Genomic DNA, 26,166 nt, shown 5'->3' with positions numbered 1-26,166 from the left:
TATTTCCGCTTGAAAGGGTGATTTCAAGCGTGCCGTGTTTTATTTTTTACGCGGGTGTTGTGTAAAAAAATGAACAAGGCTAAGCTCGGATACAACCCAGAACACAATAATACGAGGGTCACATGGTCCGCTTGCCGCGACCTGAAAGCACTGCCTGCGCAGTGCCATCGGGTACATCCATCGTTTTTGCAAGCTTCGTCAATGGTGTGGCCGCCCTGGCCGCAATAATTGACGTTTGGTGCTCCCAGACCCGCCCTCGTAGCGGCTTGCCGCCCTTCGCTTCGTCTTCCTGCCTTTCCAACTCATTACGGATGCACCTGTTTTCAGTGTATCCACTGTGGCTGTGCGCGGGGGTTTTTGCTTTAGCAATGTACTCCATACAGAATCAGAGCGCGGACCTCCTTACCTCCTGAGGTATTTATGAGTAATAACCTCGACCAGCTCACCGATTGGTTGAAAGAGCACAAGATCACCGAAGTCGAATGCATGATCAGTGACCTGACCGGCATCACGCGCGGCAAGATTTCGCCCACCAACAAATTCATCGCCGAAAAAGGCATGCGCCTGCCCGAGAGCGTGCTGCTGCAGACCGTGACCGGCGACTACGTCGACGACGACATCTATTACGAACTGCTCGACCCGGCGGACATCGACATGATCTGCCGCCCCGACGAGAACGCCGTGTTCCTGGTGCCGTGGGCCATCGAGCCGACTGCCCAGGTGATCCACGACACCTACGACAAGAAGGGCAACCCGGTCGAACTGTCGCCGCGCAACGTGCTGAAAAAGGTCCTCAAGCTCTACGCCGACAAGGGCTGGCAGCCGATTGTCGCGCCTGAGATGGAGTTCTACCTGACCAAGCGCAGCGAAGACCCGGACTTCCCGTTGCAGCCGCCGGTAGGCCGTTCGGGCCGCCCGGAGACTGGCCGCCAGTCGTTCTCGATCGAAGCCGCCAACGAATTCGACCCGCTGTTCGAAGACGTCTATGACTGGTGCGAACTGCAGCAGCTGGACCTCGACACGCTGATCCATGAAGACGGCACGGCGCAGATGGAAATCAACTTCCGTCACGGCAACGCCTTGCACCTGGCCGACCAGATCCTGGTGTTCAAGCGCACCATGCGCGAGGCGGCGCTCAAGCACAACGTGGCCGCCACCTTCATGGCCAAGCCCATGACCGGCGAGCCAGGCAGTGCCATGCACCTGCACCAAAGCGTGGTCGACGTGGTCACCGGCAAGAACATCTTCAGCAACGACGACGGCAGCATGAGCGAGCTGTTCCTGCACCACATCGGCGGCCTGCAGAAGTTCATCCCCGAAGCGCTGCCGCTGTTCGCCCCCAACGTCAACTCGTTCCGCCGCTTCCTGCCGGATACCTCGGCGCCGGTGAACGTGGAGTGGGGCGAAGAAAACCGCACCGTCGGCCTGCGCGTGCCGGATGCCGGCCCGCAAAGCCGTCGGGTCGAGAACCGCCTGCCGGGCGCCGACGCCAACCCGTACCTGGCCATCGCCGCCAGCCTTCTGTGCGGCTACATCGGCATGGTCGAAGGCATCGAGGCCAGCGCGCCGGTGCAGGGCCGTGGCTACGAACGCCGCAACCTGCGCCTGCCACTGACCATCGAAGACGCCCTGGAGCGCATGGAAAACAGCCGTGCGCTGGTGCAGTACCTGGGCAAAAAATTCATTACCGGGTATGTCGCCACCAAGCGCGCCGAGCACGAAAACTTCAAACGCGTCATCAGTTCCTGGGAGCGTGAGTTCCTGCTGTTTGCTGTCTGATCAACCCTGGTGCCGCTGGAGCGCGGCTGTCGAATAACGGAGAAGCACATGAGCGTCAACAACCCGCAAACCCGTGAATGGCAAACCCTGAGCGGGGAGCATCACCTCGCACCTTTCAGTGACTACAAGCAACTGAAGGAGAAGGGGCCGCGCATCATCACCAAGGCCCAGGGTGTGCATTTGTGGGACAGCGAGGGGCACAAGATCCTCGACGGCATGGCCGGCCTGTGGTGTGTCGCAGTCGGCTATGGCCGTGAAGAACTGGTGCAGGCGGCCGAGAAGCAGATGCGCGAGCTGCCGTACTACAACCTGTTCTTCCAGACCGCCCACCCGCCAGCGCTGGAGTTGGCCAAGGCAATCACCGACGTGGCGCCCGAGGGCATGACCCATGTGTTCTTCACCGGCTCCGGCTCCGAAGGCAACGACACCGTGCTGCGCATGGTTCGCCACTACTGGGCGCTGAAGGGCAAGCCGCACAAGCAGACCATCATCGGCCGCATCAACGGCTACCACGGCTCAACCGTGGCCGGTGCCAGCCTGGGCGGCATGAGCGGCATGCACGAACAGGGCGGCCTGCCGATCCCGGGTATCGTGCATATCCCGCAGCCGTACTGGTTCGGTGAGGGCGGCGACATGACCCCGGATGAATTCGGTGTCTGGGCCGCCGAGCAGCTGGAGAAGAAAATCCTCGAAGTCGGCGAAGACAACGTCGCCGCCTTCATCGCCGAGCCGATCCAGGGCGCAGGCGGCGTGATCATCCCGCCTGAGACCTACTGGCCGAAGGTGAAGGAGATCCTCGCCAAATACGACATCCTGTTCGTCGCCGACGAAGTGATCTGCGGTTTCGGCCGTACCGGCGAGTGGTTCGGCGCCGACTACTACGGCCTCAAGCCTGACCTGATGACCATCGCCAAGGGCCTGACCTCCGGTTACATCCCCATGGGCGGTGTGATCGTGCGTGACACCGTGGCCAAGGTTATCAGCGAAGGCGGCGACTTCAACCACGGCTTCACCTACTCCGGGCACCCGGTGGCGGCTGCCGTGGGCCTGGAAAACCTGCGCATCCTGCGCGACGAGAAAATTGTCGAGAAGGCGCGCACCGAAGCGGCACCGTATTTGCAAAAGCGTTTGCGTGAGCTGCAGGACCACCCGCTGGTGGGCGAGGTACGCGGCCTGGGCCTGCTCGGCGCCATCGAGCTGGTCAAGGACAAGGCCACCCGCAGCCGTTACGAAGGCAAGGGCGTGGGCATGATCTGCCGTAACTTCTGCTTCGAAAACGGCCTGATCATGCGTGCGGTGGGTGACACCATGATCATCGCGCCGCCGCTGGTGATCAGCCATGCGGAGATCGACGAGCTGGTGGAAAAGGCGCGCAAATGCCTCGATTTGACCCTTGAGGCGATCAACTGAGCACCTGCTAGGCTAGCGATGTGACATTAAGTCGTTACAAGGCCCTGCTTTCCTTGATACAGGGCCTTGTAACTTGCCAGACTAGCGACTGTTTCAGTCGCCGCGCGCTCTGCACCGTGGGTCCTGGCTGCTGGACAGTTGCTAAATAAAAATTCTGGAGCATTACGCATGAATAAAATGGGCAAGACGTTGCTGGCCGCCGCCTTGATGGGTGCCATGGCCTCCGCTGTTCAGGCTGAAGACAAAGTGTTGAACGTCTATAACTGGTCGGACTACATCGCTCCGGACACCATCGCCAAGTTCGAGAAGCAGACCGGTATCAAGGTCAAGTACGACGTCTTCGACAGCAACGAAACCCTCGAAGCCAAGCTGCTGGCCGGCAAATCGGGCTACGACATCGTGGTCCCGTCCAACAACTTCCTGGCCAAGCAGATCAAGGCTGGCGTGTACGAGGAACTGGACCGTTCCAAGCTGCCGAACTGGAAGAACCTCGACCCGGACCTGCTCAAGGCCGTGGGCGATGCCAGCGACAATGGCAACAAGCACGCCTTCCCGTACATGTGGGGCTCGATCGGCATCGGCTACAACCCGGAGAAGGTCAAGGCCGCGCTGGGCGTGGACAAGATCGACTCGTGGGACGCCGTGTTCAAGCCTGAGAACATCGCCAAGCTCAAGAGCTGCGGCGTAAGCTTCCTGGATGCCCCGACCGAAATGCTGCCGGCCGCGCTGCACTACCTGGGCCTGCCAAGCAACAGCACCAAGAAAGAAGACCTGAAGGCCGCCGAGGACCTGTTCCTCAAGATCCGTCCTTCGATCACCTACTTCCACTCGTCCAAGTACATCGGCGACATGGCCAACGGCAACATCTGCGTGGCCGTCGGTTACTCGGGTGACCTGGAGCAGTCCAAGGCCCGTGCCCACGAAGCCGGCGACAAGGTCAAAGTGGACTACATCATTCCGAAAGAAGGTGCCGGTACCTTCTACGACATGGTCGCCATCCCTAAGGATGCAGAGCATAAAGACGCTGCCTACCAGTTCATGAACTTCCTGATGCAGCCGGAAATCATGGCTGAAATCACCAACGCCGTGCGCTTCCCGAACGGTAACGAGGCCGCGACCCCGTTGGTCGACAAAGACATCACCAGCGACCCGAGCATCTACCCGCCGGCCGAAGTGAAGAAGCAGCTGTACGCGATCGCTGCGCCTGACGCTTCCGTGCAGCGTGTGATCACCCGCAGCTGGACCAAGATCAAGTCGGGCAAATAACCCCGATGCGGCACCTCTGGGCCGGGGCTTTCCGGCCCAGAGCCAGTGAAAGGCAATTGATGATTGCGGCATCGAAGCTGCGAAGGTAAGTTGCGCGCCGGTTTTGCGTGTGCGGCAGCATTGTCGCTACCCAGGCACTGATTGTGAGGACCACCCACTTGTCTATTTCTGTATTCCGCAAGGCCTTGATGGCCGGCGCGGGCCTGACGCTGGCATGCAGCGTCCAAGCGGCGCCAACGGTGCACTTCTATAACTGGTCCGACTACATCGGCCCGACCACACTCGCGGACTTCGAGAAAGCCACGGGCATCAAGCCCGTGCAGGACGTTTTCGACTCCAACGAAACCCTGGAAGGCAAGCTGCTGGCCGGCAACACCGGCTATGACGTGGTAGTGCCGTCCAACCATTTCCTTGGCAAGCAGATCAAGGCGGGCGCGTTTCAGAAGCTCGACAAGAACCTGCTGCCCAACTATGCCAACCTCGACCCGGCGCTGATGAAGCGCCTGGAAAAGAACGACCCGGGTAACCAGTACGCGGTGCCTTACCTGTGGGGCACCAACGGCATCGGCTACAACGTCGACAAGGTCAAGGCCGCGCTGGGCGTGGACACCATCGACTCCTGGGCCGTGCTGTTCGAACCCGAGAACATGAAGAAGCTCTCCAAGTGTGGTGTGGCCTTCCTCGACTCGGCGGACGAAATGCTCCCGGCGGTGCTCAACTACATGGGGCTGAACCCCAACAGCACCGACCCCAAGGATTACGCCAAGGCCGAGCAGAAGCTGCTGGCAGTACGCCCGTACGTGACCTACTTCCACTCGTCCAAGTACATCACCGACCTGGCCAATGGCGACATCTGCGTCGCGGCGGGCTTCTCCGGTGACATCTTCCAGGCCAAGGCCCGCGCTGAAGAAGCGAAGAAGGGCGTGAACCTGGCCTACGCCATTCCCAAGGAAGGCGGCAACCTCTGGTTCGACGTGCTGGCGATCCCCAAGGACGCCAAGAACGTTAAAGAGGCGCATGCCTTCATCAACTATTTGCTGAAACCTGAGGTTATCGCCCAGGTCAGTGATTACGTCGGTTACGCCAACCCGAACCCCAAGGCTGGCGACCTGATGGACCAGGCCGTGAGGACTGACGCCGCGGTTTACCCACCGCAGGAAGTGCTGGACAAGATGTTCGTGAACTCAGAGTTGCCACCCAAGGTGCAACGGCTGATGACCCGTAGCTGGACCAAGGTCAAGTCGGGCAAGTAAAAATCCAGACCCGCGCCGGCACCTGCAGAACAGGCCACGCGGGCACAAAAATCTTGTTGGGAGTTTCACTCATGGCAGTTGCCTCCGGTGCCTATAAAAAAGCCCTCGAGGGTGGCCAGCAACCCAAGCAGGTGCTGGTCAAGATCGACCGGGTCACGAAAAAGTTCGACGAAACCATAGCCGTGGACGATGTGTCCCTGGAAATCCGCAAGGGCGAGATCTTTGCCCTGCTGGGTGGCTCCGGCTCCGGCAAGTCCACCTTGCTGCGCATGCTGGCCGGCTTCGAGCGCCCGACTGAAGGGCGGATTTTCCTCGATGGCGTCGACATCACCGACATGCCGCCCTACGAGCGGCCCATCAACATGATGTTCCAGTCCTATGCGCTGTTCCCGCACATGACCGTGGCGCAGAACATCGCCTTCGGCCTGCAGCAGGACAAGATGCCCAAGGCCGAGATCGACGCCCGCGTGGCCGAGATGCTCAAGCTGGTACACATGACCCAGTACGCCAAGCGCAAGCCGCACCAGCTGTCCGGTGGCCAGCGCCAGCGCGTGGCCCTGGCCCGCTCGCTGGCCAAGCGCCCCAAGCTGCTGCTGCTCGACGAGCCAATGGGCGCGCTGGACAAGAAACTGCGTTCGCAGATGCAGCTGGAGCTGGTAGAGATCATCGAGCGCGTGGGTGTGACCTGCGTGATGGTGACCCACGACCAGGAAGAGGCCATGACCATGGCCCAGCGCATTGCCATCATGCACCTGGGCTGGATCGCCCAGATCGGCTCGCCGGTGGACATCTACGAGACGCCTACCAGCCGCCTGGTGTGCGAGTTCATCGGTAACGTCAACCTGTTCGAAGGTGAAGTGGTCGACGACGCCGAAGGCCACGCGATCATTTCCAGCCCGGAGCTGGAGCGCAAGATCTACGTCGGCCACGGCATCACCACCTCGGTGGAAGACAAGCACATCACCTACGCCCTGCGCCCGGAGAAGATGCTGGTCACCTCCCAGCAACCGACCTGCGAGCACAACTGGTCACGCGGCAAGGTGCACGACATTGCCTACCTCGGTGGCCACTCGGTGTTCTACGTCGAGCTGCCGAGCGGCAAGGTCGTGCAGTCGTTCGTCGCCAACGCCGAACGCCAGGGCACCCGCCCAACCTGGGGCGATGAAGTGTACGTGTGGTGGGAAGACGACAGCGGCGTGGTACTGCGGTCATGAAACTGCGCAAGCTCAAGCGAGCCTTCCAGCGCCTGACCCCGCAGGGGCGGCACGTGGTGATCGGCGTGCCGTTCATCTGGCTGTTCCTGTTCTTCATGCTGCCGTTCTTCATCGTGCTGAAGATCAGCTTTGCCGAAGCCGACGTGGCGATCCCGCCGTATACCGAGATCTACAGCTACGTCGAAGACAAGATCCAGCTGGTACTCAACCTGGCCAACTATGGCCTGCTGACCGAGGATGAGCTGTACCTCTCGGCCTACCTGGGTTCGTTGAAGATGGCCTTCTTCAGCACCCTGCTGTGCCTGCTGATCGGCTTCCCGATGGCCTATGCCATCGCCAACGCCAAGAAGGAGACGCAGACGGTATTGCTGCTGCTGATCATGATGCCGACCTGGACCGCGATCCTGATCCGCGTCTATGCCTGGATGGGCATCCTCAGCAACAACGGCCTGCTCAACGGCTTCCTGCTGTGGACCGGGTTGATCGACCAGCCGCTGCAGATCCTCAACACCAACCTGGCGGTATACATCGGCGTGGTCTATTCGTACCTGCCGTTCATGATCCTGCCGCTGTTCGCCAACCTGGTGAAGCATGACCCGGCGTTGCTGGAAGCGGCTTCGGACCTGGGCTCTAGCACCTTCAACAGCTTCTGGAAAATCACCGTGCCGCTGTCGAAAAACGGCATCATTGCCGGCTGCATGCTGGTGTTCATCCCGGTGGTGGGCGAGTTCGTGATCCCGGAACTGCTCGGCGGCCCGGAAACCCTGATGATCGGTAAAGTGTTGTGGCAAGAGTTCTTCAACAACCGTGACTGGCCGGTGGCATCTGCCCTGGCAGTGGTGATGCTGGCGATCCTGATCGTACCGATCCTGCTGTTCAACCGTAGCCAGGCCAAAGAGATGGAGGGCCGCGCATGAAACGCTTCAGTTTCTCCAAGCTGATGCTGGTGCTCGGCTTGCTGTTCATCTACCTGCCGATGCTGATCCTGGTGATCTACTCGTTCAACGCCTCCAAGCTGGTGACGGTGTGGGGTGGCTGGTCGATCAAGTGGTACGTCGGCCTGCTCGACAACACCCAGCTGATGGGTTCGGTGATGCGCTCGCTGGAAATCGCCTGCTACACGGCGGTGGCGGCGGTGGCGCTGGGTACCTTGGCAGCGTTCGTACTGACCCGGGTCACCCGCTTCAAGGGCCGCACGCTGTTCGGTGGTCTGGTCACCGCGCCGCTGGTAATGCCTGAAGTGATCACCGGTCTGTCGCTGTTGCTGCTGTTCGTGGCCATGGCGCAGATGATCGGCTGGCCGCAGGAGCGTGGCATCGTCACCATCTGGATCGCCCACACCACGTTCTGTGCGGCGTATGTGGCGGTGGTGGTGTCGGCTCGCCTGCGTGAGCTGGACCTGTCGATCGAAGAAGCGGCGATGGACCTGGGTGCCAAGCCGTGGAAGGTGTTCTTCCTGATCACCATCCCGATGATCGCGCCATCGTTGGCGGCGGGCGGCATGATGTCGTTTGCCCTGTCGCTGGATGACCTGGTGTTGGCCAGCTTCGTGTCTGGCCCGGGCTCGACCACCTTGCCGATGGAAGTGTTCTCGGCGGTGCGGTTGGGCGTGAAACCGGAGATCAACGCCGTGGCCAGTTTGATCCTGCTGTCGGTGTCGTTGGTGACCTTCTTCGTCTGGTTCTTCAGCCGCCGTGCCGAAGAGCTTCGCCGCAAGGCGATTCAGCAGGCCATCGAAGAGGGGGCGGCGGCCAATGCCTCGCAGCCACAGGTCAAGCGCCCGGCGCAGGTTGCGGCTTCGGCCTGATCGGGCCTCTTCGCGGGTGAACCCGCTCCCACAGGAATATCACTGCCTCGGGCCTGTGTTAATCCCTGTGGGAGCGGGTTCACCCGCGAATGCCCCAGCACAGATTCAAAGCCAGACTGCATCCCAATGTGGATAGTCTCTGACACTTTTGACCAGGCCAGCCCGCAACGGATTGGCAACGATATATCTGGCGAAATGCACCATGCTTTCTTCCCTTCTTAGTGCCCGGTCCTGATACCCAGGTTGCCAAACCGGATCATGCTCAACCCCTGCCCGATGCAACACCAGACTGGACCTGGATTTGAATCTCCGCATCAAGGTCCCCAGCGTCGTACCTTTCAACTCGATCAGCCAGTGCAGATGATCCGGCATCAGTACCCAGGCCAGTGACCGACAGGCGTGCTCCTCATCTGACTGGCGCAATTGGTGAATGACCAGCCGGGCATGGTGGAAGTCGTGGAACAGTGGCTTGCGCTCATGGGTGACGGTGGTCAGCAGATAGAGCCGGCCAAGTTCTGAATAGCGACCACGGCGCAGTAAATGGGATTGGGCCCGAGACATTCGCTTCTTCCTTGAAAAGCAGGTGAGCTCTGAAAGGTAGTGGCTGGGAGGCAGGTGCGGTGTAGAGGATGGTTTCTGGATATGGCAGAAATTTTGAGGTGGCAGTACCGGCCTCTTCGCGGGTGAACCCGCTCCCACAGGTATGGTGCACATCTTGAAATCTGGCGCTCCCCCTGTGGGAGCGGGTTCACCCGCGAAGAGGCCGACATGGCGTACGACTTTTCATCAACTCAAACCCAAAGCTTCAATCGGATCAGCTTGGGAATTATCCTACGAGCCGTGTGGAAGCTGCTCTGTTGTAGGGGAAATGCCCCAGGGATAACGTCGTTGGGTCGCCATTCATGGTGATCGGGTGTGAGAACCCGAACGATGTTGAACGGGCTTCCAGTCATGGCAGCCTACGTGGGCAGGTTTCGGCCTGGCCGGGTTCAATGTCCTCGGTTTCTCACCCCGCGTATGGCTGCCACCCCTTGTCCGTGAGAAAGACGAGTTGGCGGTTCAATCAACGACATTGGATTCCAACCATGACCAAGCACGACCTTGATACTGCTCATCCGAGCAACAGCAGCACTGTCGGTAACGAAACCTGCATGGACCTTTTCCGCGTCCAAGCCAACATCCCCTTCAACCACGCCTTCTCCGAACTTTCCGTCATGCTCGGCTGCATCAACCACCTGACGACCGAAGCCGAGATGGAAAATGACCGGCTGGCTGGTAGTGCGGCCAGAATCCTCAGTGGCTTTGCCAAAGCACTGATTGATGACATTGAGCTTGGGCTGAACAAGGCTTCAGTTCAGGTTTGACCTGTACCGGCCTCTTCGCGGGTAAACCCGCTCCCACAGGTATGGCGTAAGCCCCTCAGGACTGCGCATGCCTCTGTGGGAGCGGGTTCACCCGCGAAAGGGCCCGCACAGGCACCGAAAATGCCGAACTGATCCCCATCAGTGCCGTTTATCCAACCCTGATCTACGCTAACAGTCGCATCCCAAGAATCATTTGCGCGCAAGCAAGGAGCCTGCATGACGTTGATGCGTCCGCTGTTGGTCGTTTGCCTGGGGCTGGTGTCCCTGCTGTCAGGCTGTAGCAAGGAAGAAACAACCGAAACGCTGCCACGTGTAGGCGTACAGCAGGTGGCCCCGACTGATTTCGCTGCCAGGGTCACCCTGACCGGCGACGTACAGGCGCGGGTGCAGACCGACCTGTCGTTCCGCGTGGGTGGCAAGATCATTTCGCGCAGCGTCGATGTGGGCGACCACGTCAAGGCTAACCAGGTGCTGGCGCGCCTGGACCCGAAAGACCTGCAGAACAACGTCGACTCGGCCAAGGCCGAAGTGTTCGCCGCGCAGGCGCGGGTCACCCAGACCAGCGCTGCCTTCGTGCGCCAGCAAAAGCTGCTGCCCAAGGGCTACACCAGCCAGAGTGAATACGACTCCGCTGAAGCCGCGCTGCGCAGCAACCAGAGCGCGCTCAAGGCCGCCCAGGCGCAACTGGCCAACGCCAACGAACAACTGAGCTACACCGCACTGGTTTCGGAGGCCGACGGGGTGATCACCGAGCGCCAGGCCGAAGTGGGCCAGGTGGTGCAGGCGACCATGCCAATTTTCAGCCTGGCGCGTGACGGCGACCGTGATGCGGTGTTCAACGTCTATGAATCGCTGCTGGTGGCGCCACCGAGCGACTCGGGCGTAATCGTCAGTCTGTTGGATGACCCCAAAGTGCAGGCTCACGGCTTTGTCCGCGAAATCACCCCCACGGTGTCGGCGCAAAGCGGCACGGTGCAGGTCAAAGTGGCCCTGAAGGACGTGCCCAAGGGCATGCAGCTGGGTGCGCCGGTCACCGCCAGCACCAATGCGGTGGGGCGGCCAAGCATCGAGCTGCCGTGGTCGGCGTTGACCAAGGCGCTGCATGAGCCAGCAGTATGGGTGGTGGGCGAGGGCGACAAGGTCGAGCTGCGCAAGGTCGAAGTCAGCCGCTACCTGACCGGCAAGATCGTGGTCGCCAGCGGCCTGAAGGCGGGCGAGACCGTGGTGGTCAACGGTAGCCAGTTGCTGCACCCGGGCATGCAGATAGAAAAGATCGATGCCAAGGCCCAAGGGGGTGAGCTATGAAGCGCCTGCTGCTGATGCTGTCGGCCGGCATGCTGCTGGCCGCCTGCGGTAGCGAGGAGCAAGCGCCCGAGCCGATCCGGCCGGTGCTGTCGGTCAAGGTGGAGCCGCAGGTGCAGTCGCAGCTGGGTCGTTTCGCTGGCCTGATCGAGGCGCGCTTCGAAAGCACCCTGGGCTTCCGGGTTGGCGGGCGCATTGCCCGGCGTTGGCTGGATGTGGGCGCTCAGGTCAAACCAGGCGACACCCTGGCCACGCTCGACCCCACCGACCAGCAGAACCAGCTGCGCGCCGCCGAAGGCGACCTGGCCAAGGTGCAGGCACAGTGGATCAACGCCCAGGCCGATGCCCGCCGCCAGCAACAGCTGTATGACCGGGGCGTTGGCGCCCAGGCCCAGCTGGATATCGCCCAGACCAACCTGAAAACCACCAGCGCGGCGTTGGAGCAGGCGCGCTCTGCGCTCAGCCAGGCCCGTGACCAGCTCGACTACAGCACCCTGCGCACCGACCACGCGTCGGTTATCACCGCTTGGCAGGCCGAAGCCGGGCAGACCGTCACCGCCGGCCAGGCCGTGGTGACCCTGGCGCGGCCCGATATCAAGGAAGCAGTGATCGACCTGCCGATCGGCCTGGCTGAGCAATTGAGCAAGGGCCTGACCTTCACTGTCGCCTCGCAGCTCGACCCGACCATCAACACCACCGCCACCCTGCGCGAGCTGGAGCCGCAGGCCGACCCGACCACCCGTACCCGCCGTGCGCGCCTGACCTTGGCAAGCACCCCGGCGGCATTCCACCTGGGCACCGCGATCAGTGTGACCTTGAGTTCGGAGGTGACCCCGCGCAGCGAGCTGCCCCTGAGTGCCTTGCTCGAACGCGACGGCAAGACGCAGGTCTGGGTGATCGACACCCAGCAGAAAACCGTGGCCACCCGTGACGTGGCCCTGATCGACCGCACCGCCGACAGCATCGTGCTGACCTCTGGCGTGCAGCCCGGTGAGCGTGTGGTTACCGCAGGCGTGAACAGCCTCAAGCCTGGCCAGAAGGTCGCCTTCGACGAGGATGCGCAATGAAAGGAAGCTTCAACCTGTCCGAATGGGCACTCAAGCATCAATCGTTCGTCTGGTACCTGATGTTCGTTGGCCTGCTGATGGGGATTTTCTCCTACTTCAACCTCGGCCGTGAGGAAGACCCGTCGTTCACCATCAAGACCATGGTCATCCAGACCCGCTGGCCCGGCGCGACCCAGGACGAAACCCTGTACCAGGTGACCGACCGTATCGAGAAGAAGCTCGAGGAACTCGACTCCCTCGACTACACCAAGAGCTACACCCGCCCGGGCGAGTCCACGGTGTACGTGTACCTGCGCGACACCACCAAGGCCAAGGACATCCCGCAAATCTGGTACCAGGTGCGCAAGAAGATCTCCGACATACGCGGCCAGTTCCCTGCGGGCATCCAGGGGCCTGGCTTCAACGATGAATTCGGCGACGTGTTCGGTACGATCTATGCCTTTACTGCCGACGGCCTGACCCTGCGCCAGCTGCGCGACTATGTGGAGCAGGCGCGCGCCGAGGTGCGCGATGTACCCAACATCGGCAAGATCGAGCTGGTCGGCACCCAGGACGAAGTGCTGTACCTGAACTTCTCGACCCGCAAGCTGGCTGCCCTGGGCATTGACCAGCGCCAGGTCATGCAGGCCCTGCAATCGCAAAACGCGGTGACCCCGGCCGGGGTGATCGAGGCCGGCCCGGAACGCATTTCGGTGCGTACCACCGGGCAGTTTGCCTCGGAAAAGGACCTGCAGACCGTCAACCTGAAGATCAACGACCGCTTCTTCCGCTTGGCCGATATCGCCGATATCCAGCGCGGCTACGTCGACCCGCCGTCACCGATGTTCCGCTACAACGGCCAGACCGCCATCGGCCTGGCCATCGGCATGAAGTCCGGTGGCAACATGCAGGTATTTGGCGCGGCGCTGAAAAAGCGCATGGACCGGGTGGTCGAAGACCTGCCGATCGGCGTCGGGGTCCACACCGTGTCGGACCAGGCCGTAGTGGTCAAGCAGGCGGTCGGCGGCTTCACCAGCGCGCTGTTCGAAGCGGTGGTAATCGTGCTGGCAGTGAGCTTCGTCAGCCTTGGCATGCGCGCCGGCCTGGTGGTGGCCTGCTCGATTCCGCTGGTGCTGGCGATGGTGTTCGTGTTCATGGAATACAGCGGCATCACCATGCAGCGGATTTCGCTGGGTGCGCTGATCATCGCCCTCGGCTTGCTGGTGGATGACGCGATGATCACGGTCGAGGTGATGGTCACGCGGCTGGAAATGGGCGAGAGCAAGGAGCAGGCCGCCACGTTCGCCTATACCTCGACGGCGTTCCCCATGCTGACCGGTACCTTGGTGACGGTTGCCGGCTTCGTGCCTATCGGCCTCAACGCCAGTTCTGCCGGTGAATACACCTACACGCTGTTCGCGGTGATTGCTGTGGCGCTGATGGTGTCGTGGGTGGTGGCGGTGTTCTTTGCCCCGGTTCTGGGCGTGCACATTCTCAACAGCTCCAAGCTCAAGGCCCATGAAGCCGAGCCAGGGCGCGTCGGCCGGGCCTTCGAGCATGGCCTGCTGTGGTGCATGCGCAACCGCTGGCTGACCATCATCGGCACCATCGTGCTGTTTGCCCTGGCAATCTTCTGCGAGCGCTTCGTGCAGAACCAGTTCTTCCCATCCTCGGACCGCCCGGAAATCCTCGTCGACCTCAACCTGCCGCAGAACGCCTCGATCGAGGAGACGCGCAAGGTGGTCGACCGCTTCGAGGCGCGGATCAAGGACGACCCGGACCTGGTGAGCTGGAGCACCTACATCGGCCAAGGCGCCATTCGCTTCTACCTGCCTCTCGACCAGCAGCTGCAGAACCCGTACTACGCGCAGCTGGTGATCGTCAGCAAGGGCTTCGAAGAGCGCAAGGGCATGATGCAGCGGCTGCAGAAGATCCTGCATGAAGACTTCATCGGTATCGGCGTCAACGTGCAATCGCTGGAGATGGGCCCGCCGGTGGGCCGGCCGATCCAGTACCGGGTCAGTGGCGCCAACATCGACGCGGTGCGCAAGCACGCCATCGACCTGGCCACCTTGCTCGACCAGAACGAGCACATCGGCGAGATGATCTACGACTGGAACGAGCCGGGTAAGGTGCTGCGCGTGGAAATCGCCCAGGACAAGGCACGTCAGCTGGGGCTGTCGTCGGAGGACGTGGCCAATGTGATGAACAGCATCGTCAGTGGCGTGGATATCACCCAGGTCAACGACAACATCTACCTGGTCGACGTGGTTGCCCGCGCCGAGGACAGCGAGCGTGGCTCGCCCGATACCCTGCAGAACCTGCAGATCCTCACCCCCAACGGCACCTCGATCCCGCTGCTGTCGTTCGCCACCGTGCGCTACGAGCTGGAGCAGCCGCTGGTATGGCGCCGCGACCGCAAGCCGACCATCACCATCAAGGCCTCGGTCAACGGCGACATCCAGCCCACTGACCTGGTGGCCCAGCTGAAGCCGAAGATCGACGAGTTCGCCAGCAAGCTGCCGGTGGGCTTCGAAGTGGCCACCGGCGGTACGGTGGAGGAGAGTGCCAAGGCGCAAGGGCCGATCCGCAAGGTAATCCCGCTGATGCTGTTCCTGATGGCGACCTTCCTGATGATCCAGCTGCACAGCGTGCAGAAGCTGTTCCTGGTGGTCAGCGTGGCGCCGCTGGGGCTGATCGGCGTGGTGCTGGCGCTGGTGCCGACAGGGACGCCGATGGGCTTTGTGGCGATCCTCGGTATCCTCGCGCTGGCGGGAATCATCATTCGTAACTCGGTGATCCTGGTGACCCAGATCGACGAGTTCGAGGCCCAGGGCTTGTCGCCTTGGGATGCGGTGGTGGAGGCTACCAACCACCGGCGCCGGCCGATCCTGCTGACTGCGGCAGCGGCGAGCCTGGGCATGATCCCGATTGCCCGCGAGGTGTTCTGGGGGCCGATGGCCTACGCCATGATTGGCGGGATCATTGTGGCGACGCTGCTGACGCTGCTGTTCCTGCCGGCGCTGTATGTGGCCTGGTACAAGATCCGCGAGCCACAGAAACATTCCTGAAGGCCAACACGGCTCTTTGTAGGAGCGGGTTTATCGGAGCGCCGAACCGCCGCGAATGCGATGGTGGATTCACCGCCGCATTCGCGGGTAAACCCGCTCCTACATTGGTCTGCGTAGATTTTTCAAAATGGTTATATAAACATTCTTAAACAGTATTTTTAAGAATAACCCCGCCTCACTACTATTGCCCTCAAGCCAGGCAATAACCCCCCTTCAAATCCCTGCCCGGCATCTCACTCCAAGGAGAACGAGCATGAGTGCATCTCTGCGTAGCATCGACGGTCAGGACGAAGCCACCATTCTGCGGGAAATTCAGAGCGCCCTGCGCGACCTGCGTTTCGGTGCGGTGGAGATCACTGTGCACAACGCTCAGGTCGTACAGATCGAGCGCAAGGAGAAGTTCCGCCTGCAACAGCCGGGCAACAAGCCCGGCTGATTCGCGCCACACCATTCAAAACTAGAAAAATGCCAATCGGGAGCTTCACCATGTCCATTCGCCGTTATGCGCTCGCCGCCCTGGCCAGTGCTGTTTTTGCCGGTTCCGCCATCGCCAAGGACTACGAACTGCTGAACGTGTCCTACGACCCGACCCGTGAGCTGTACCAGCAGTACAACGCCGAGTTCATCAAGCACTGGCAGCAGGCCCACCCAGGCGACAAGGTGAAGATCCAGCAATCCCACGGTGGCTCGGGCAAACAGGCCCGTGCGGTGATCGACGGCCTGCGTGCCGACGTGGTGACCCTGGCCCTGGCTGGCGATATCGACGAAGTCGCCAAGCTCGGCAAGACCCTGCCGGACAACTGGCAGGCCCGCCTGCCAGACGCCAGCACCCCGTACACCTCGACCATCGTGTTCCTGGTACGCAAGGGCAACCCGAAAGGCATCAAGGACTGGGGCGACCTGATCAAGAAGGACGTGTCGGTCATCACTCCCAACCCGAAAACCTCCGGCGGTGCGCGCTGGAACTTCCTCGCCGCCTGGGCCTATGGCCTGAAGGCCGGCGGTAGCGAGGACAAGGCCAAGGCCTACGTGCAGGAGCTGTTCAAGCACGTACCGGTGCTGGATACCGGCGCCCGTGGCTCGACCATCACCTTCGTCAACAACGGCCAGGGCGACGTGTTGCTGGCCTGGGAAAACGAAGCCTTCCTGGCCTTGAAGGAAGACGGTGGCGCCGACAAGTTCGATATCGTCGTGCCGTCGCTGTCGATCCTCGCCGAACCGCCGGTGGCGGTGGTGGACAAGAACGCCGAGAAGAAGGGCAATACCGAGATTGCCACTGAGTACCTCAAGCACCTGTACAGCCCGGCCGGGCAGAAGATTGCCGCCGAGAACTTCTACCGCCCGCGTGACGAAAATGTCGCTGCGGAGTTCGGCAAGCAGTTCCCGAAACTCGACCTGGTGACCATCGACAAGGACTTTGGTGGCTGGAAGACTGCACAGCCGAAATTCTTCAATGATGGCGGTGTGTTCGACCAGATCTATCAGGCACAGTAAGGGCCAAGGAAAAGCGGGGCCGCCCTGCGGCCCATTCGCGGCGCAAGGCCGCTCCTACAGGGGATACGCGATCTACTTGTAGGAGCGGCCTTGCGTCGCGATGGGCTGCGCAGCAGCCCCAGGATTTCAGAAGCTAGCACCGGCCCGGGATCGCTCCCGGGCCAAGTGCGTTCACCCAGGGATATTTATGTCACGTCGCATCTCCCCCGTCATACCCGGCTTCGGGCTGACGCTGGGCTACACCTTGGTGTACCTCAGCCTGATCGTGCTGATACCGCTGGCGGCCATGTTCATCCATGCCTCGCAGCTGACCTTCGAGCAGTTCTGGACCATTATCAGCGCGCCGCGGGTGATCGCTGCGCTCAAGCTGAGTTTCGGCACCGCCCTGTTCGCCGCCATCATCAACGGCGTGATCGGTACCCTGCTGGCCTGGGTGCTGGTGCGCTACACCTTCCCCGGGCGCAAAGTCATCGATGCAATGATCGACCTGCCGTTCGCCTTGCCCACCGCCGTCGCCGGTATCGCCTTGACCGCCCTGTACGCGCCGGCGGGCTGGGTTGGCCAGTTCGCCACCGACCTGGGCTTCAAGATTGCCTACACGCCGCTGGGCATCACCCTGGCGCTGACCTTCGTCACCCTGCCGTTCGTGGTGCGCACGGTGCAGCCGGTACTGGCCGACATCCCCCGTGAAGTGGAAGAAGCCGCTGCCTGCCTGGGTGCCAAGCCGCTGCAGGTGTTCCGCCACATTCTGGCGCCGGCGCTGCTGCCGGCCTGGCTCACCGGCTTTGCCTTGGCCTTCGCCCGTGGCGTGGGCGAGTATGGTTCGGTGATCTTCATCGCCGGCAACATGCCGATGAAGACCGAGATCCTGCCGCTGCTGATCATGGTCAAGCTTGACCAGTACGACTACACCGGCGCGACCGCCATCGGCGTGCTGATGCTGGTGGTTTCCTTCATCCTGCTGCTGCTGATCAACCTGCTGCAGCGCCGCATCGAAACCCCTTGAAGGAGGCCGGCATGTCCAGTTCAACCCTGAGTACCAGCGCCGCCGCCAACGCTGCCCGCCGTGGCAGCGCAACTTCGCGGCGCATTCTGATCGGCCTTGGCTGGCTGGTGTTCGCGCTGTTCCTGCTGCTGCCGCTGGTGATCGTGGTGTCGCAGGCGCTGAAGAACGGTTTTGGTACCTTCTTCGAGGCGATCTTCGAGCCCGATGCACTGTCGGCGTTGAAGCTGACCCTGCTCGCGGTGGTCATTTCGGTGCCGCTGAACCTGGTGTTCGGCGTCAGCGCCGCCTGGTGCGTGAGCAAGTACACCTTCCGCGGCAAGAGCATCCTGGTCACCCTGATCGACCTGCCGTTCTCGGTATCGCCAGTGATCGCCGGCCTGGTCTACGTGCTGATGTTCGGCGCCCAGGGCCTGTTCGGGCCGTGGCTGCAGGACCACGACATCCAGATCGTGTTTGCCCTGCCGGGCATTGTCCTGGCGACCATCTTCGTCACCGTGCCGTTCGTCGCCCGTGAACTGATCCCGCTGATGCAGGAGCAGGGCACGCAAGAGGAGGAGGCCGCACGCCTGCTCGGCGCCAACGGCTGGCAGATGTTCTGGCACGTGACCCTGCCGAACATCAAGTGGGGCCTGATCTACGGCGTGGTGCTGTGTACCGCGCGGGCCATGGGCGAGTTTGGCGCTGTGTCGGTGGTGTCCGGCCACATTCGTGGCGTGACCAACACCTTGCCGCTGCACGTGGAGATCCTCTACAACGAGTACAACCACGTCGCGGCCTTCAGCGTGGCCAGCCTGTTGCTGATCCTGGCGCTCTTCATCCTGCTGCTCAAGCAGTGGAGCGAGAACCGTATTAACCGCCTGCGCCACAGCGCCGCGGAGGAATGATTCATGTCGATCGAAGTTCGTAACGTCAGCAAGCGCTTCAACAGCTTCCAGGCCCTGGACAACATCAACCTGGACATCAACAGCGGCGAGCTGGTGGCCCTGCTCGGCCCGTCCGGCTGTGGCAAGACCACCCTGCTGCGCATCATTGCCGGCCTGGAAACCCCGGACCAGGGCAACATCGTGTTCCATGGCGAGGATGTGTCTGGCCATGACGTACGTGACCGCAATGTCGGTTTCGTGTTCCAGCACTACGCGCTGTTCCGCCACATGAGCGTGTTCGACAACGTTGCCTTCGGCCTGCGCATGAAGCCCAAGGGCGAGCGCCCGAGCGAGAGCAAGATTGCCGAGAAGGTGCATGAGCTGCTGAACATGGTGCAGCTGGACTGGCTGTCCGACCGCTACCCCGAACAGCTGTCTGGCGGCCAGCGCCAGCGTATCGCCCTGGCCCGTGCATTGGCGGTAGAGCCCAAGGTACTGCTGCTGGACGAGCCGTTCGGCGCGCTCGACGCCAAGGTGCGTAAAGAGCTGCGCCGCTGGCTGGCGCGGCTGCACGAGGACATCAACCTGACCTCGGTGTTCGTTACCCACGACCAGGAAGAAGCCATGGAAGTGGCCGACCGCATCGTGGTGATGAACAAGGGCGTGATCGAGCAGATCGGCTCGCCGGGCGAGGTGTACGAGCAGCCGGCCAACGATTTCGTCTACCACTTCCTCGGTGACTCCAACCGCCTGGCCTTGAGCGAAGGGCACCACGTGCTGTTCCGCCCGCATGAGGTGTCGCTGTCGCGGCATGAGACCGAAGGCCACCATGCGGCCGAGGTGCGGGATATACGGCCGTTGGGCGCTACTACGCGGGTGACCTTGAAGGTGGAAGGGCAGAGCGAGCTGATCGAGGCCGAGGTGGTCAAGGACCATGACAGCCTGACCGGGTTGGCGCGGGGGGAGACGCTGTTCTTCCGGCCGAAGGTTTGGCAGAAGGTGGCGGATATCTGAGTCGTTTTTGCTGATGAAAAGCCCAGGGTTGGTCCTGGGCTTTTTTTATGCCTGATGGATTGCCGGGGCTGCTTTGCAGCCCATCGCGACACAAGGCCGTTCCTACAGGGGATCGTGTAATGCCTGGGCTTGCGCGGTCCGTGTAGGAGCGGCCTTGCGTCGCGATCGAGGGCGCAGCCCTCGCGGCAATCCCATGCCTTGCGCGAATATTTTGCATGCCCGCAATGCATCGCCTTGAACCGGCCCGGCTACAGCCCACGAAATCCAAGGCATTGAGAGAATCGATAAAAATCAATATTCACTAAAGTTCTAACCATAATTTTAAACATTACTTTAAGAGATAAGCCCCTGCCCCCGATGATTCAGCCACACACCTGAATCAAGAACCCCCAGGAGTTTGATCAATGGGTAATGTCCAGTCGGCCGTCAGGGCCTACGACCAGCCATGGCACCCGGCCCCGGGCGACCTGGTCGAGCTTGGACGCACGCTTCGCCTGCCGCTTGGCCAACTGCGCCTGCAACGCACGCCGGTCAGCGGGCTGAAGCGCCGCGACAAGCTGGTGCTTGGCCTGCTGGTGCTGGCGCTGCATGGCGCTGCCGCGTACTGGGTCAGCCAGGCACCAACGCCTGAGCTGCCGGTGGTACCGCCACAGGTGCCGCCCATGACCATCGAGTTCGCCGCGCCGGCACCGCCTGTGGTCGAGCCACCACCGCCAGCTCCTGCGCCGCCCGTGGTCGAGCCGCCACCGCCGCCACCGGTAGTGGACGAGCTGGCCGCCAAGCCCAAACCCAAGCCGAAGCCCGTGCCCAAGCCGGTGGTCAAGCAAGCGCCGAAACCGCAGCCCAAGCCGTTCGAAGCGCCGCCACCAGCGCCGGTGGCCGCCCCGGCACCACCCGCGCCAGCGCCACCCGCGCCGGCCCCGATCACACCGGCCTCGGCCAACGCCGCGTACCTGAAGAACCCGGCACCGGAGTACCCGCAGATGGCCCAGCGCCGTGGCTGGGAGGGCAACGTGCTGCTGCGCGTGGAGGTACTGCCCAGCGGCAAGCCCGGGCAGATCCAGATCCAGAAGAGCAGCGGCCGCGATGCCCTGGATGCCGCCGCACTGGCCGCGGTCAAGCGCTGGAGCTTCGTGCCTGCCAAGCAGGGCGACGTGGCCCAGACCGGCTGGGTCAGCGTGCCGATCGATTTCAAGCTTCGCTAACTTTTTCGCAGAACACAGGAAGACATCATCATGAGCCTGCTGGCATCCCCCCTCGAATCCGTTGAAAGCGCAGTCATCTGGCTGCTGGTTGGTTTCTCTGTCGTTACGTGGGGCCTGGCCCTGGTCAAGGTCGCGCAGTTTGTGCGGCTGAAGAACCAGGACAAGCGCTTCCACCAGCAGTTCTGGGCCGCTTCCAGCCTGGACTCGGCTGCCGAGCTCAGCCACCACCTGCCTGGCCCGGCTGCCCGCGTCGCCCAGTCCGGCTATGCCGCCATCGCCGTTGGTGACACCCAGGCCAATGACCTGAGCCACGCCATCAACCACCAGGACCGTCTGGAGCGCGCCCTGCGCCAGCAGATCGTGCGTGAGCGGCGCTCGCTGGAAACCGGCCTGGCAGTGGTCGCCAGTATCGGCAGCACCTCGCCCTTCATCGGCCTGTTCGGTACCGTGTGGGGCATCATGGAAGCACTCAAGGGCATCAGCGCGGCCGGCTCCGCCAGCCTGGAAACCGTGGCCGGGCCCATCGGTGCTGCGCTGGTGGCAACCGGCGTGGGTATCGCCGTCGCGGTGCCAGCAGTGCTGGTTTACAACTACTTCCTACGCCGCCTCAAGCTGACTGCCGCCGACCTCGATGACTTCGCCCACGACTTCTACAGCCTGGCGCAGAAGAGTGCCTTCCGTGTGTTGGTGCACCCCGCTGTGCACAAGGCCCAGGCCGGTTTCACCCAGCCGGTGAAGGAGGCGTCCTGATATGGCCTTTTCGACCCAGGACAGCGACGAAGTCCTCAGTGAAATCAACGTCACCCCGTTGGTGGACGTCATGCTGGTGCTGCTGGTGGTGTTCATCGTCACCGCACCGCTGCTGACCAACGCCATCCCCATCAACCTGCCCAAGACCGAGGCCGTGGCCCCGGTGGAGCAGAAGGACCCGCTGGTGGTCAGCATCGATGGCGAGGGCAAGCTGTTCATCAACAAGGATCAGATCCAGCCCGACCTGCTGGAAAGTAACCTCAAGGCCGCCAAGGACAAGGACGCGGATCTGCGCGTGCAGCTGCAGGCCGATGACGGCGTGAACTACGGCGAAGTGGCGCGGGCCATGGCGGCCATCGAACGTGCGGGGATCAGCAAATTGGCGGTGATTACGGCGCGCTGAGCCGCTTCAACCCTCTTCAGGCAAGTGCTTAAGGGCCATATCTCTTGGCAGGGGATGGCCCATTTTTTTTGCCTATTCACGTTCCCCTGTAGGAGCGGCCTTGCGTCGCGATGGGCCGCATAGCGGCCCCTATATCAGCCAGTGCGGTCTGTCAGGAATACTTCGCTTGCAGGTTTTGGGGCCGCTTTGCGGCCCATCGCGACACAAGGCCGCTCCTACAGGGGGACCGTGCAAGGATCGATATTTTGGTTATTAATAAATAGCTTCTTATTCCTTTACGAATATAACTCCCTCCCTATACTTGTCTCCAAGCACGCAAACTTACTGGAGGCGTCCCCATGCGCAATGAGTCGATTCGCTACCTGATTGTGCCGGGCTGGCAAGGATCGCCAGACAACCATTGGCAAAGTCACTGGCAGCGCACCTTGCCCAACAGCGTGCGGGTCGAGCAGCACGACTGGCTCACCCCGCAACGCCAGGACTGGGTGCAGGCGCTGGAGCAGGCAATTGCCGCCGAGCGCTCGCCGGTGATTCTGATCGCCCACAGCCTGGGCTGCATCACCGTCGCCCATTGGGCCGCGCAGGCCAACCCGGCCTTGCTGCAGCAAGTGCGCGGTGCGCTGCTGGTGGCCCCCGCAGACGTCGAGCGGCCAACCTGCGCGCCGGCCCTGCGCAACTTCGCACCGATCCCGTCCGAAACGCTGCCGTTCCCCAGCCAGGTGGTCAGCTCGGACAACGACCCAGCCGTGAGCGTACCGCGGGCGCTGTACTTGGCCCAAGCCTGGGGCGCCGAGGCGGGTTTGCTGAGCAACGCCGGGCACATCAACGTCAAGTCCGGCCACGATCGCTGGGAACAAGGCTTCGCCTACTTGTATCGCTTGCAAAGCCGGGTGGAGCAGCGCGCACTGCGCCGCGCCTGATCGCCCTTACTGTTTACCGTTTGCCTGACGCCCGGCCATTGCAGGCCTGGGGCGGGAGTTCGTCATGACTTTTCAAAACCCGTTTGGCCAGCCGTTGCTGACCTTCCCCGAACTGGACAAGAGCCCGCTAAGCATCCGTGCCAAGGCGCTGGTGTTCATCGACCCGCGCTCGCAGCAGCTGCGCGAGGACCTTGAACGCCTGGCGCCGCAACCTCTGCCGGTGCTGATCCGTGGCGAGACCGGTACCGGCAAGGAGCTGCTGGCGCGGCAGATTCACCGCGCCAGCGACCGGGGAGGGCTGTTCGTCTCGGTCAACTGCGCGGCCATCAGCCCAACCTACGCCGATGCCGAACTGTTCGGCTACAGCGCCAGCAGCCATGGCGGCACGGCCAGCAGCCGCGCCGGCTGGTTCGGCTCGGCCAACGGCGGCACGCTGTACCTGGACGAGATCGCCGACTTGCCGCTGGCCATCCAGGGCAAGCTGCTGGCGGCCCTTGAAAACCGCGAGGTCACCCGGGTGGGCGCGCAGCAGCCGCAGCCGGTGGATGTACGCCTGGTGGCCGCCACCAGCATCGACCTGGCGCGGGTGGTGCGCGCGGGGCGCTTCAACGAACGCCTGTACCAGTACCTGCGCGAGGGTGCGCTGGAGCTGCCGCCATTGCGCGAGCGGCCGGGCGATATCCTGCCGCTGGCCGAGTACTTCGTGGGCATCTACAGCGTGCGCCTGCAGCGCCCTGTGCCACTGGTCAGCGAGGCGGCGCAGCAGGTGCTGGAAGCTCACGCCTGGCCTGGCAACACCCGTGAACTGGAGAACGTCATCCACTTTGCCTTGCTGGTAAACGACGGCGAAGAGATCCAGCCGGAGGACCTCGACCTGCTCAACCCCGCGCGCTAGACATCGCTCATAAGCAAAGTGGCTGGTGGCAATTTGTTTTTGGAATAAGCAGCTAAGTAAAAGATATTGTTACGGAATAAAAAATCTAGGTATCGTCCGCCTCACGCCCACCGGTGAAGCGGTTGGGCAGCCGATTCGCCATCGCCGATGGCCCAGATCCAGAACAAGGACCACCATGAAGAAGACCCTGCTGACCACTGCCCTGGCCGCCGCCCTGTCGTTCTCCGGCCTGGCCGCTGCTGCCGAGAAACTGGTGGTTGCCGCTACCCCGGTACCGCACGCCGAGATCCTTGAGCTGATCAAGCCGACCCTGGCCAAGGAAGGTGTGGACCTGGAGATCAAGGTCTTCACCGACTACGTGCAGCCGAACGTGCAGGTGGACCAGAAGCGCCTGGACGCCAACTACTTCCAGACCCTGCCGTACCTGAAGAGCTTCAACGAAGGCAAGGGCACCCACCTGGAAACCGTGGTCGGCGTGCACGTCGAACCGTTCGGTGGTTACTCGAAGAAGGTCAAGAGCCTGAGCGAGCTGAAGGACGGCGCCACCGTGGCCATCCCGAATGAGGGTAGCAACAGCGGCCGTGCGCTGATCCTGCTGCAGAAGGCGGGCCTGATCACCCTGAAGGACCCGAAGAATGCCCTGGCCACCCCCAAGGACATCGCCGAGAACCCGAAGAAGCTGAAGTTCCGCGAGCTTGAGTCGGCCATGCTGCCGCGCGTGCTGGACCAGGTTGACCTGGACATGATCAACACCAACTATGCCCTGGAAGCCGGCCTGAACCCGGCCAAGGATGCACTGGTGATCGAAGGTGCCGACTCGCCGTACGTGAACTTCCTGGTTGCCCGCCCGGACAACAAGGACAGCGAAGCCATCCAGAAACTGGCCAAGGCGCTGACCAGCCCGGAAGTGAAGGAATTCATTGCCAAGAAGTACCAGGGTGCAGTGCTGCCGGCGTTCTGATGCGCTTGTACTGATGGAAAAACGCCGACGCATTCGTGTCGGCGTTTTTGTTTCTGGGAGGCATTTACCTGTGGGAGCGGGTTTACCCGCGAACACGGGCGAAGCCCGTGCCATGCACCGCGCTGCCTGCTTCGCGGGTGAACCCGCTCCCACAAGGGCTGCAAAGCAGCCCCGCAATCTCAACGGTTACGCGGTAGCCAGTTCAACAGAAACTCGTTAACCACGCGCGGGTTCTCCAGGCTGGAGATATGCCCGGCAAACGGGATCTGCGCCGCTAGGCAGCCAATGATCCGCGCCATTTCAATGGACTCTTCCGGCGGTCGCGGAATGTCCTGGTCGCCACAGACCACGATGGTCCGCTCACTGGCCAGTTCATCCAGCCGCGACAGCAAGTCCGGCCGGCCAAAAATCACCCGCCCCATCGGATCGAGACTGTGCCGGATCACCTCGGCACTGCTCGCCTTCAGCGCTGCACGGAAGCCGTCACGGACCTCTGGCACCGTCTGCCCACCGGCATGGAAGAAGATCGGCACAACGATATCCAGCAACGGCTCCGGGAACAGCCCCGCAGCGCTGGCAGCATCGAGCAGGCCGAAGTACTTGAGCCGGGTCGCCTCTGGCTCGGCGCCGAGATAGGTGTCCATCAGCACCAGCCGGTCGACCCGCTCGGGGTGCTCCAGGGCCAGCTGTGCACCCCACATGCCGCCGACCGACAGGCCGACCAGGTGGCACTTGTCGATGTCCAGGGCGTCCAGCAGTGCCCGGTGCTGGCGGGCCAGGGCGCTCATGTCGGTGGTGGTGGCGGGCGGGGCATCGGAGCCGCCGTGGCCCCACAGTTCCGGCACGATGACGCGGAAGTGCTGTGACAGGGCTTCGATTTGCGGTTGCCACATCTCGGCGGACCATAGGTAGCTGTGGCCGAGCAGGACCGGGAAGCCTTGGCCCTGGTCGATGTAGCTCATGCGGGCGCCGTCGATTTCGATGAAGTTTCTTTGCATGGGTCTGGGTCTCGGCTGGGAGAGCTGTAGGGTATTCGAAAATGCAGGGGGCCGCTTTGCGGCCCATTCGCAGCACAAGGCTGCTCCTACAGGAGATCGCGCATTGTCGGTTTGCGCGGTCCCCTGTAGGAGCAGCCTTGTGCTG

At 62.2% G+C, this 26,166-nt stretch carries 25 protein-coding genes; 22 read left to right on the top strand and 3 right to left on the bottom strand.

Annotated features, from left to right (window positions below; all coding sequences use genetic code 11):
* Positions 1-118: 118 nt before the first annotated feature.
* Positions 119-379, bottom strand: coding sequence for a hypothetical protein (locus ACIP1G_RS01335; RefSeq protein WP_400732884.1), 261 nt, complete (start codon positions 377-379; stop codon positions 119-121).
* Positions 380-420: 41 nt separating this feature from the next.
* Here ACIP1G_RS01335 and ACIP1G_RS01330 point away from each other — a divergent pair, with 41 nt between their 5' ends.
* From ACIP1G_RS01330 to ACIP1G_RS01300, 7 genes are all read left to right on the top strand, one after another.
* Entirely contained in the window at positions 421-1,779 is a 1,359-nt protein-coding gene (locus ACIP1G_RS01330) for a glutamine synthetase family protein (RefSeq protein ID WP_346644944.1), read from the top strand.
* A 48-nt stretch (positions 1,780-1,827) separates the two neighbouring features.
* A complete protein-coding gene (locus ACIP1G_RS01325; protein ID WP_400732881.1) occupies positions 1,828-3,189 on the top strand; it encodes an aspartate aminotransferase family protein in 1,362 nt (453 codons plus the stop codon).
* 168 nt (positions 3,190-3,357) lie between these two features.
* A complete protein-coding gene (locus tag ACIP1G_RS01320) occupies positions 3,358-4,455 on the top strand; it encodes a polyamine ABC transporter substrate-binding protein (protein WP_400732878.1) in 1,098 nt (365 codons plus the stop codon).
* A 158-nt stretch (positions 4,456-4,613) separates the two neighbouring features.
* Positions 4,614-5,708 (top strand): polyamine ABC transporter substrate-binding protein, encoded by a 1,095-nt coding sequence (locus ACIP1G_RS01315; RefSeq protein WP_400732875.1) that lies wholly within the window; start codon positions 4,614-4,616, stop codon positions 5,706-5,708.
* Positions 5,709-5,779: 71 nt separating this feature from the next.
* Entirely contained in the window at positions 5,780-6,922 is a 1,143-nt protein-coding gene (gene potA, locus ACIP1G_RS01310) for a polyamine ABC transporter ATP-binding protein (RefSeq protein ID WP_400732873.1), read from the top strand.
* Positions 6,919-7,839, top strand: coding sequence for an ABC transporter permease subunit (locus tag ACIP1G_RS01305; protein WP_391130555.1), 921 nt, complete (start codon positions 6,919-6,921; stop codon positions 7,837-7,839). The genes potA and ACIP1G_RS01305 overlap by 4 nt, the downstream gene beginning before the upstream one ends.
* Positions 7,836-8,729, top strand: a complete 894-nt coding sequence (locus tag ACIP1G_RS01300; protein ID WP_400732870.1) for an ABC transporter permease subunit — start codon at positions 7,836-7,838, stop codon at positions 8,727-8,729. Before ACIP1G_RS01305 ends, ACIP1G_RS01300 begins: the two co-directional genes overlap by 4 nt.
* Before the next feature lie 105 nt (positions 8,730-8,834).
* On the opposite strand, the gene ACIP1G_RS01295 is transcribed toward ACIP1G_RS01300, so the two are convergent.
* A complete protein-coding gene (locus ACIP1G_RS01295) occupies positions 8,835-9,290 on the bottom strand; it encodes an REP-associated tyrosine transposase (RefSeq protein ID WP_400732868.1) in 456 nt (151 codons plus the stop codon).
* Positions 9,291-9,814: 524 nt separating this feature from the next.
* Here ACIP1G_RS01295 and ACIP1G_RS01290 point away from each other — a divergent pair.
* The 15 genes from ACIP1G_RS01290 to ACIP1G_RS01220 all read left to right on the top strand — a co-directional run bounded on the left by ACIP1G_RS01290 (position 9,815) and on the right by ACIP1G_RS01220 (position 25,023).
* Positions 9,815-10,093: a DUF3077 domain-containing protein gene (locus ACIP1G_RS01290; protein ID WP_400732865.1), complete on the top strand. Its 279-nt coding sequence runs from the start codon at positions 9,815-9,817 to the stop codon at positions 10,091-10,093.
* A gap of 216 nt (positions 10,094-10,309) precedes the next feature.
* Positions 10,310-11,398 carry an efflux RND transporter periplasmic adaptor subunit gene (locus tag ACIP1G_RS01285; RefSeq protein ID WP_400732863.1) on the top strand — a complete coding sequence of 363 codons (1,089 nt, stop codon included), beginning with the start codon at positions 10,310-10,312 and terminating at the stop codon, positions 11,396-11,398.
* On the top strand, positions 11,395-12,462 hold the full coding sequence (locus ACIP1G_RS01280; RefSeq protein ID WP_400732860.1) for an efflux RND transporter periplasmic adaptor subunit: 1,068 nt from the start codon (positions 11,395-11,397) through the stop codon (positions 12,460-12,462). Before ACIP1G_RS01285 ends, ACIP1G_RS01280 begins: the two co-directional genes overlap by 4 nt.
* A complete protein-coding gene (locus ACIP1G_RS01275) occupies positions 12,459-15,512 on the top strand; it encodes an efflux RND transporter permease subunit (RefSeq protein ID WP_400732858.1) in 3,054 nt (1,017 codons plus the stop codon). The genes ACIP1G_RS01280 and ACIP1G_RS01275 overlap by 4 nt, the downstream gene beginning before the upstream one ends.
* 253 nt (positions 15,513-15,765) lie before the next feature.
* On the top strand, positions 15,766-15,948 hold the full coding sequence (gene oscA / locus ACIP1G_RS01270) for a sulfur starvation response protein OscA (protein ID WP_003248957.1): 183 nt from the start codon (positions 15,766-15,768) through the stop codon (positions 15,946-15,948).
* 50 nt (positions 15,949-15,998) lie between these two features.
* Entirely contained in the window at positions 15,999-17,006 is a 1,008-nt protein-coding gene (locus ACIP1G_RS01265) for a sulfate ABC transporter substrate-binding protein (protein ID WP_400732855.1), read from the top strand.
* A 187-nt stretch (positions 17,007-17,193) separates the two neighbouring features.
* Positions 17,194-18,012: a sulfate ABC transporter permease subunit CysT gene (cysT, locus tag ACIP1G_RS01260; protein WP_400732852.1), complete on the top strand. Its 819-nt coding sequence runs from the start codon at positions 17,194-17,196 to the stop codon at positions 18,010-18,012.
* A gap of 11 nt (positions 18,013-18,023) precedes the next feature.
* Positions 18,024-18,896, top strand: coding sequence for a sulfate ABC transporter permease subunit CysW (gene cysW, locus ACIP1G_RS01255; RefSeq protein ID WP_400732850.1), 873 nt, complete (start codon positions 18,024-18,026; stop codon positions 18,894-18,896).
* A gap of 3 nt (positions 18,897-18,899) precedes the next feature.
* Positions 18,900-19,889, top strand: a complete 990-nt coding sequence (locus ACIP1G_RS01250; protein WP_019098644.1) for a sulfate/molybdate ABC transporter ATP-binding protein — start codon at positions 18,900-18,902, stop codon at positions 19,887-19,889.
* 404 nt (positions 19,890-20,293) lie between these two features.
* Positions 20,294-21,094: an energy transducer TonB gene (locus tag ACIP1G_RS01245; RefSeq protein ID WP_400732848.1), complete on the top strand. Its 801-nt coding sequence runs from the start codon at positions 20,294-20,296 to the stop codon at positions 21,092-21,094.
* Positions 21,095-21,124: 30 nt separating this feature from the next.
* Positions 21,125-21,844 (top strand): MotA/TolQ/ExbB proton channel family protein, encoded by a 720-nt coding sequence (locus ACIP1G_RS01240; RefSeq protein WP_400732846.1) that lies wholly within the window; start codon positions 21,125-21,127, stop codon positions 21,842-21,844.
* A 1-nt stretch (position 21,845) separates the two neighbouring features.
* Positions 21,846-22,247, top strand: a complete 402-nt coding sequence (locus tag ACIP1G_RS01235) for an ExbD/TolR family protein (RefSeq protein WP_400732843.1) — start codon at positions 21,846-21,848, stop codon at positions 22,245-22,247.
* Positions 22,248-22,585: 338 nt separating this feature from the next.
* Positions 22,586-23,167, top strand: coding sequence for an alpha/beta hydrolase (locus ACIP1G_RS01230; RefSeq protein WP_400732841.1), 582 nt, complete (start codon positions 22,586-22,588; stop codon positions 23,165-23,167).
* A gap of 64 nt (positions 23,168-23,231) precedes the next feature.
* Positions 23,232-24,062 carry a sigma 54-interacting transcriptional regulator gene (locus ACIP1G_RS01225; RefSeq protein ID WP_400732838.1) on the top strand — a complete coding sequence of 277 codons (831 nt, stop codon included), beginning with the start codon at positions 23,232-23,234 and terminating at the stop codon, positions 24,060-24,062.
* Between the two features lie 175 nt (positions 24,063-24,237).
* Positions 24,238-25,023: a MetQ/NlpA family ABC transporter substrate-binding protein gene (locus ACIP1G_RS01220; RefSeq protein ID WP_201201225.1), complete on the top strand. Its 786-nt coding sequence runs from the start codon at positions 24,238-24,240 to the stop codon at positions 25,021-25,023.
* Between the two features lie 179 nt (positions 25,024-25,202).
* On the opposite strand, the gene ACIP1G_RS01215 is transcribed toward ACIP1G_RS01220, so the two are convergent.
* Entirely contained in the window at positions 25,203-26,021 is an 819-nt protein-coding gene (locus tag ACIP1G_RS01215; RefSeq protein ID WP_400732835.1) for an alpha/beta fold hydrolase, read from the bottom strand.
* Between the last annotated feature and the right edge of the window lie 145 nt (positions 26,022-26,166).

Source organism: Pseudomonas sp. NPDC089392 (assembly GCF_044749595.1).
Lineage (GTDB): Bacteria > Pseudomonadota > Gammaproteobacteria > Pseudomonadales > Pseudomonadaceae > Aquipseudomonas.
This window is presented reverse-complemented; position numbering and strand designations above follow the sequence as displayed.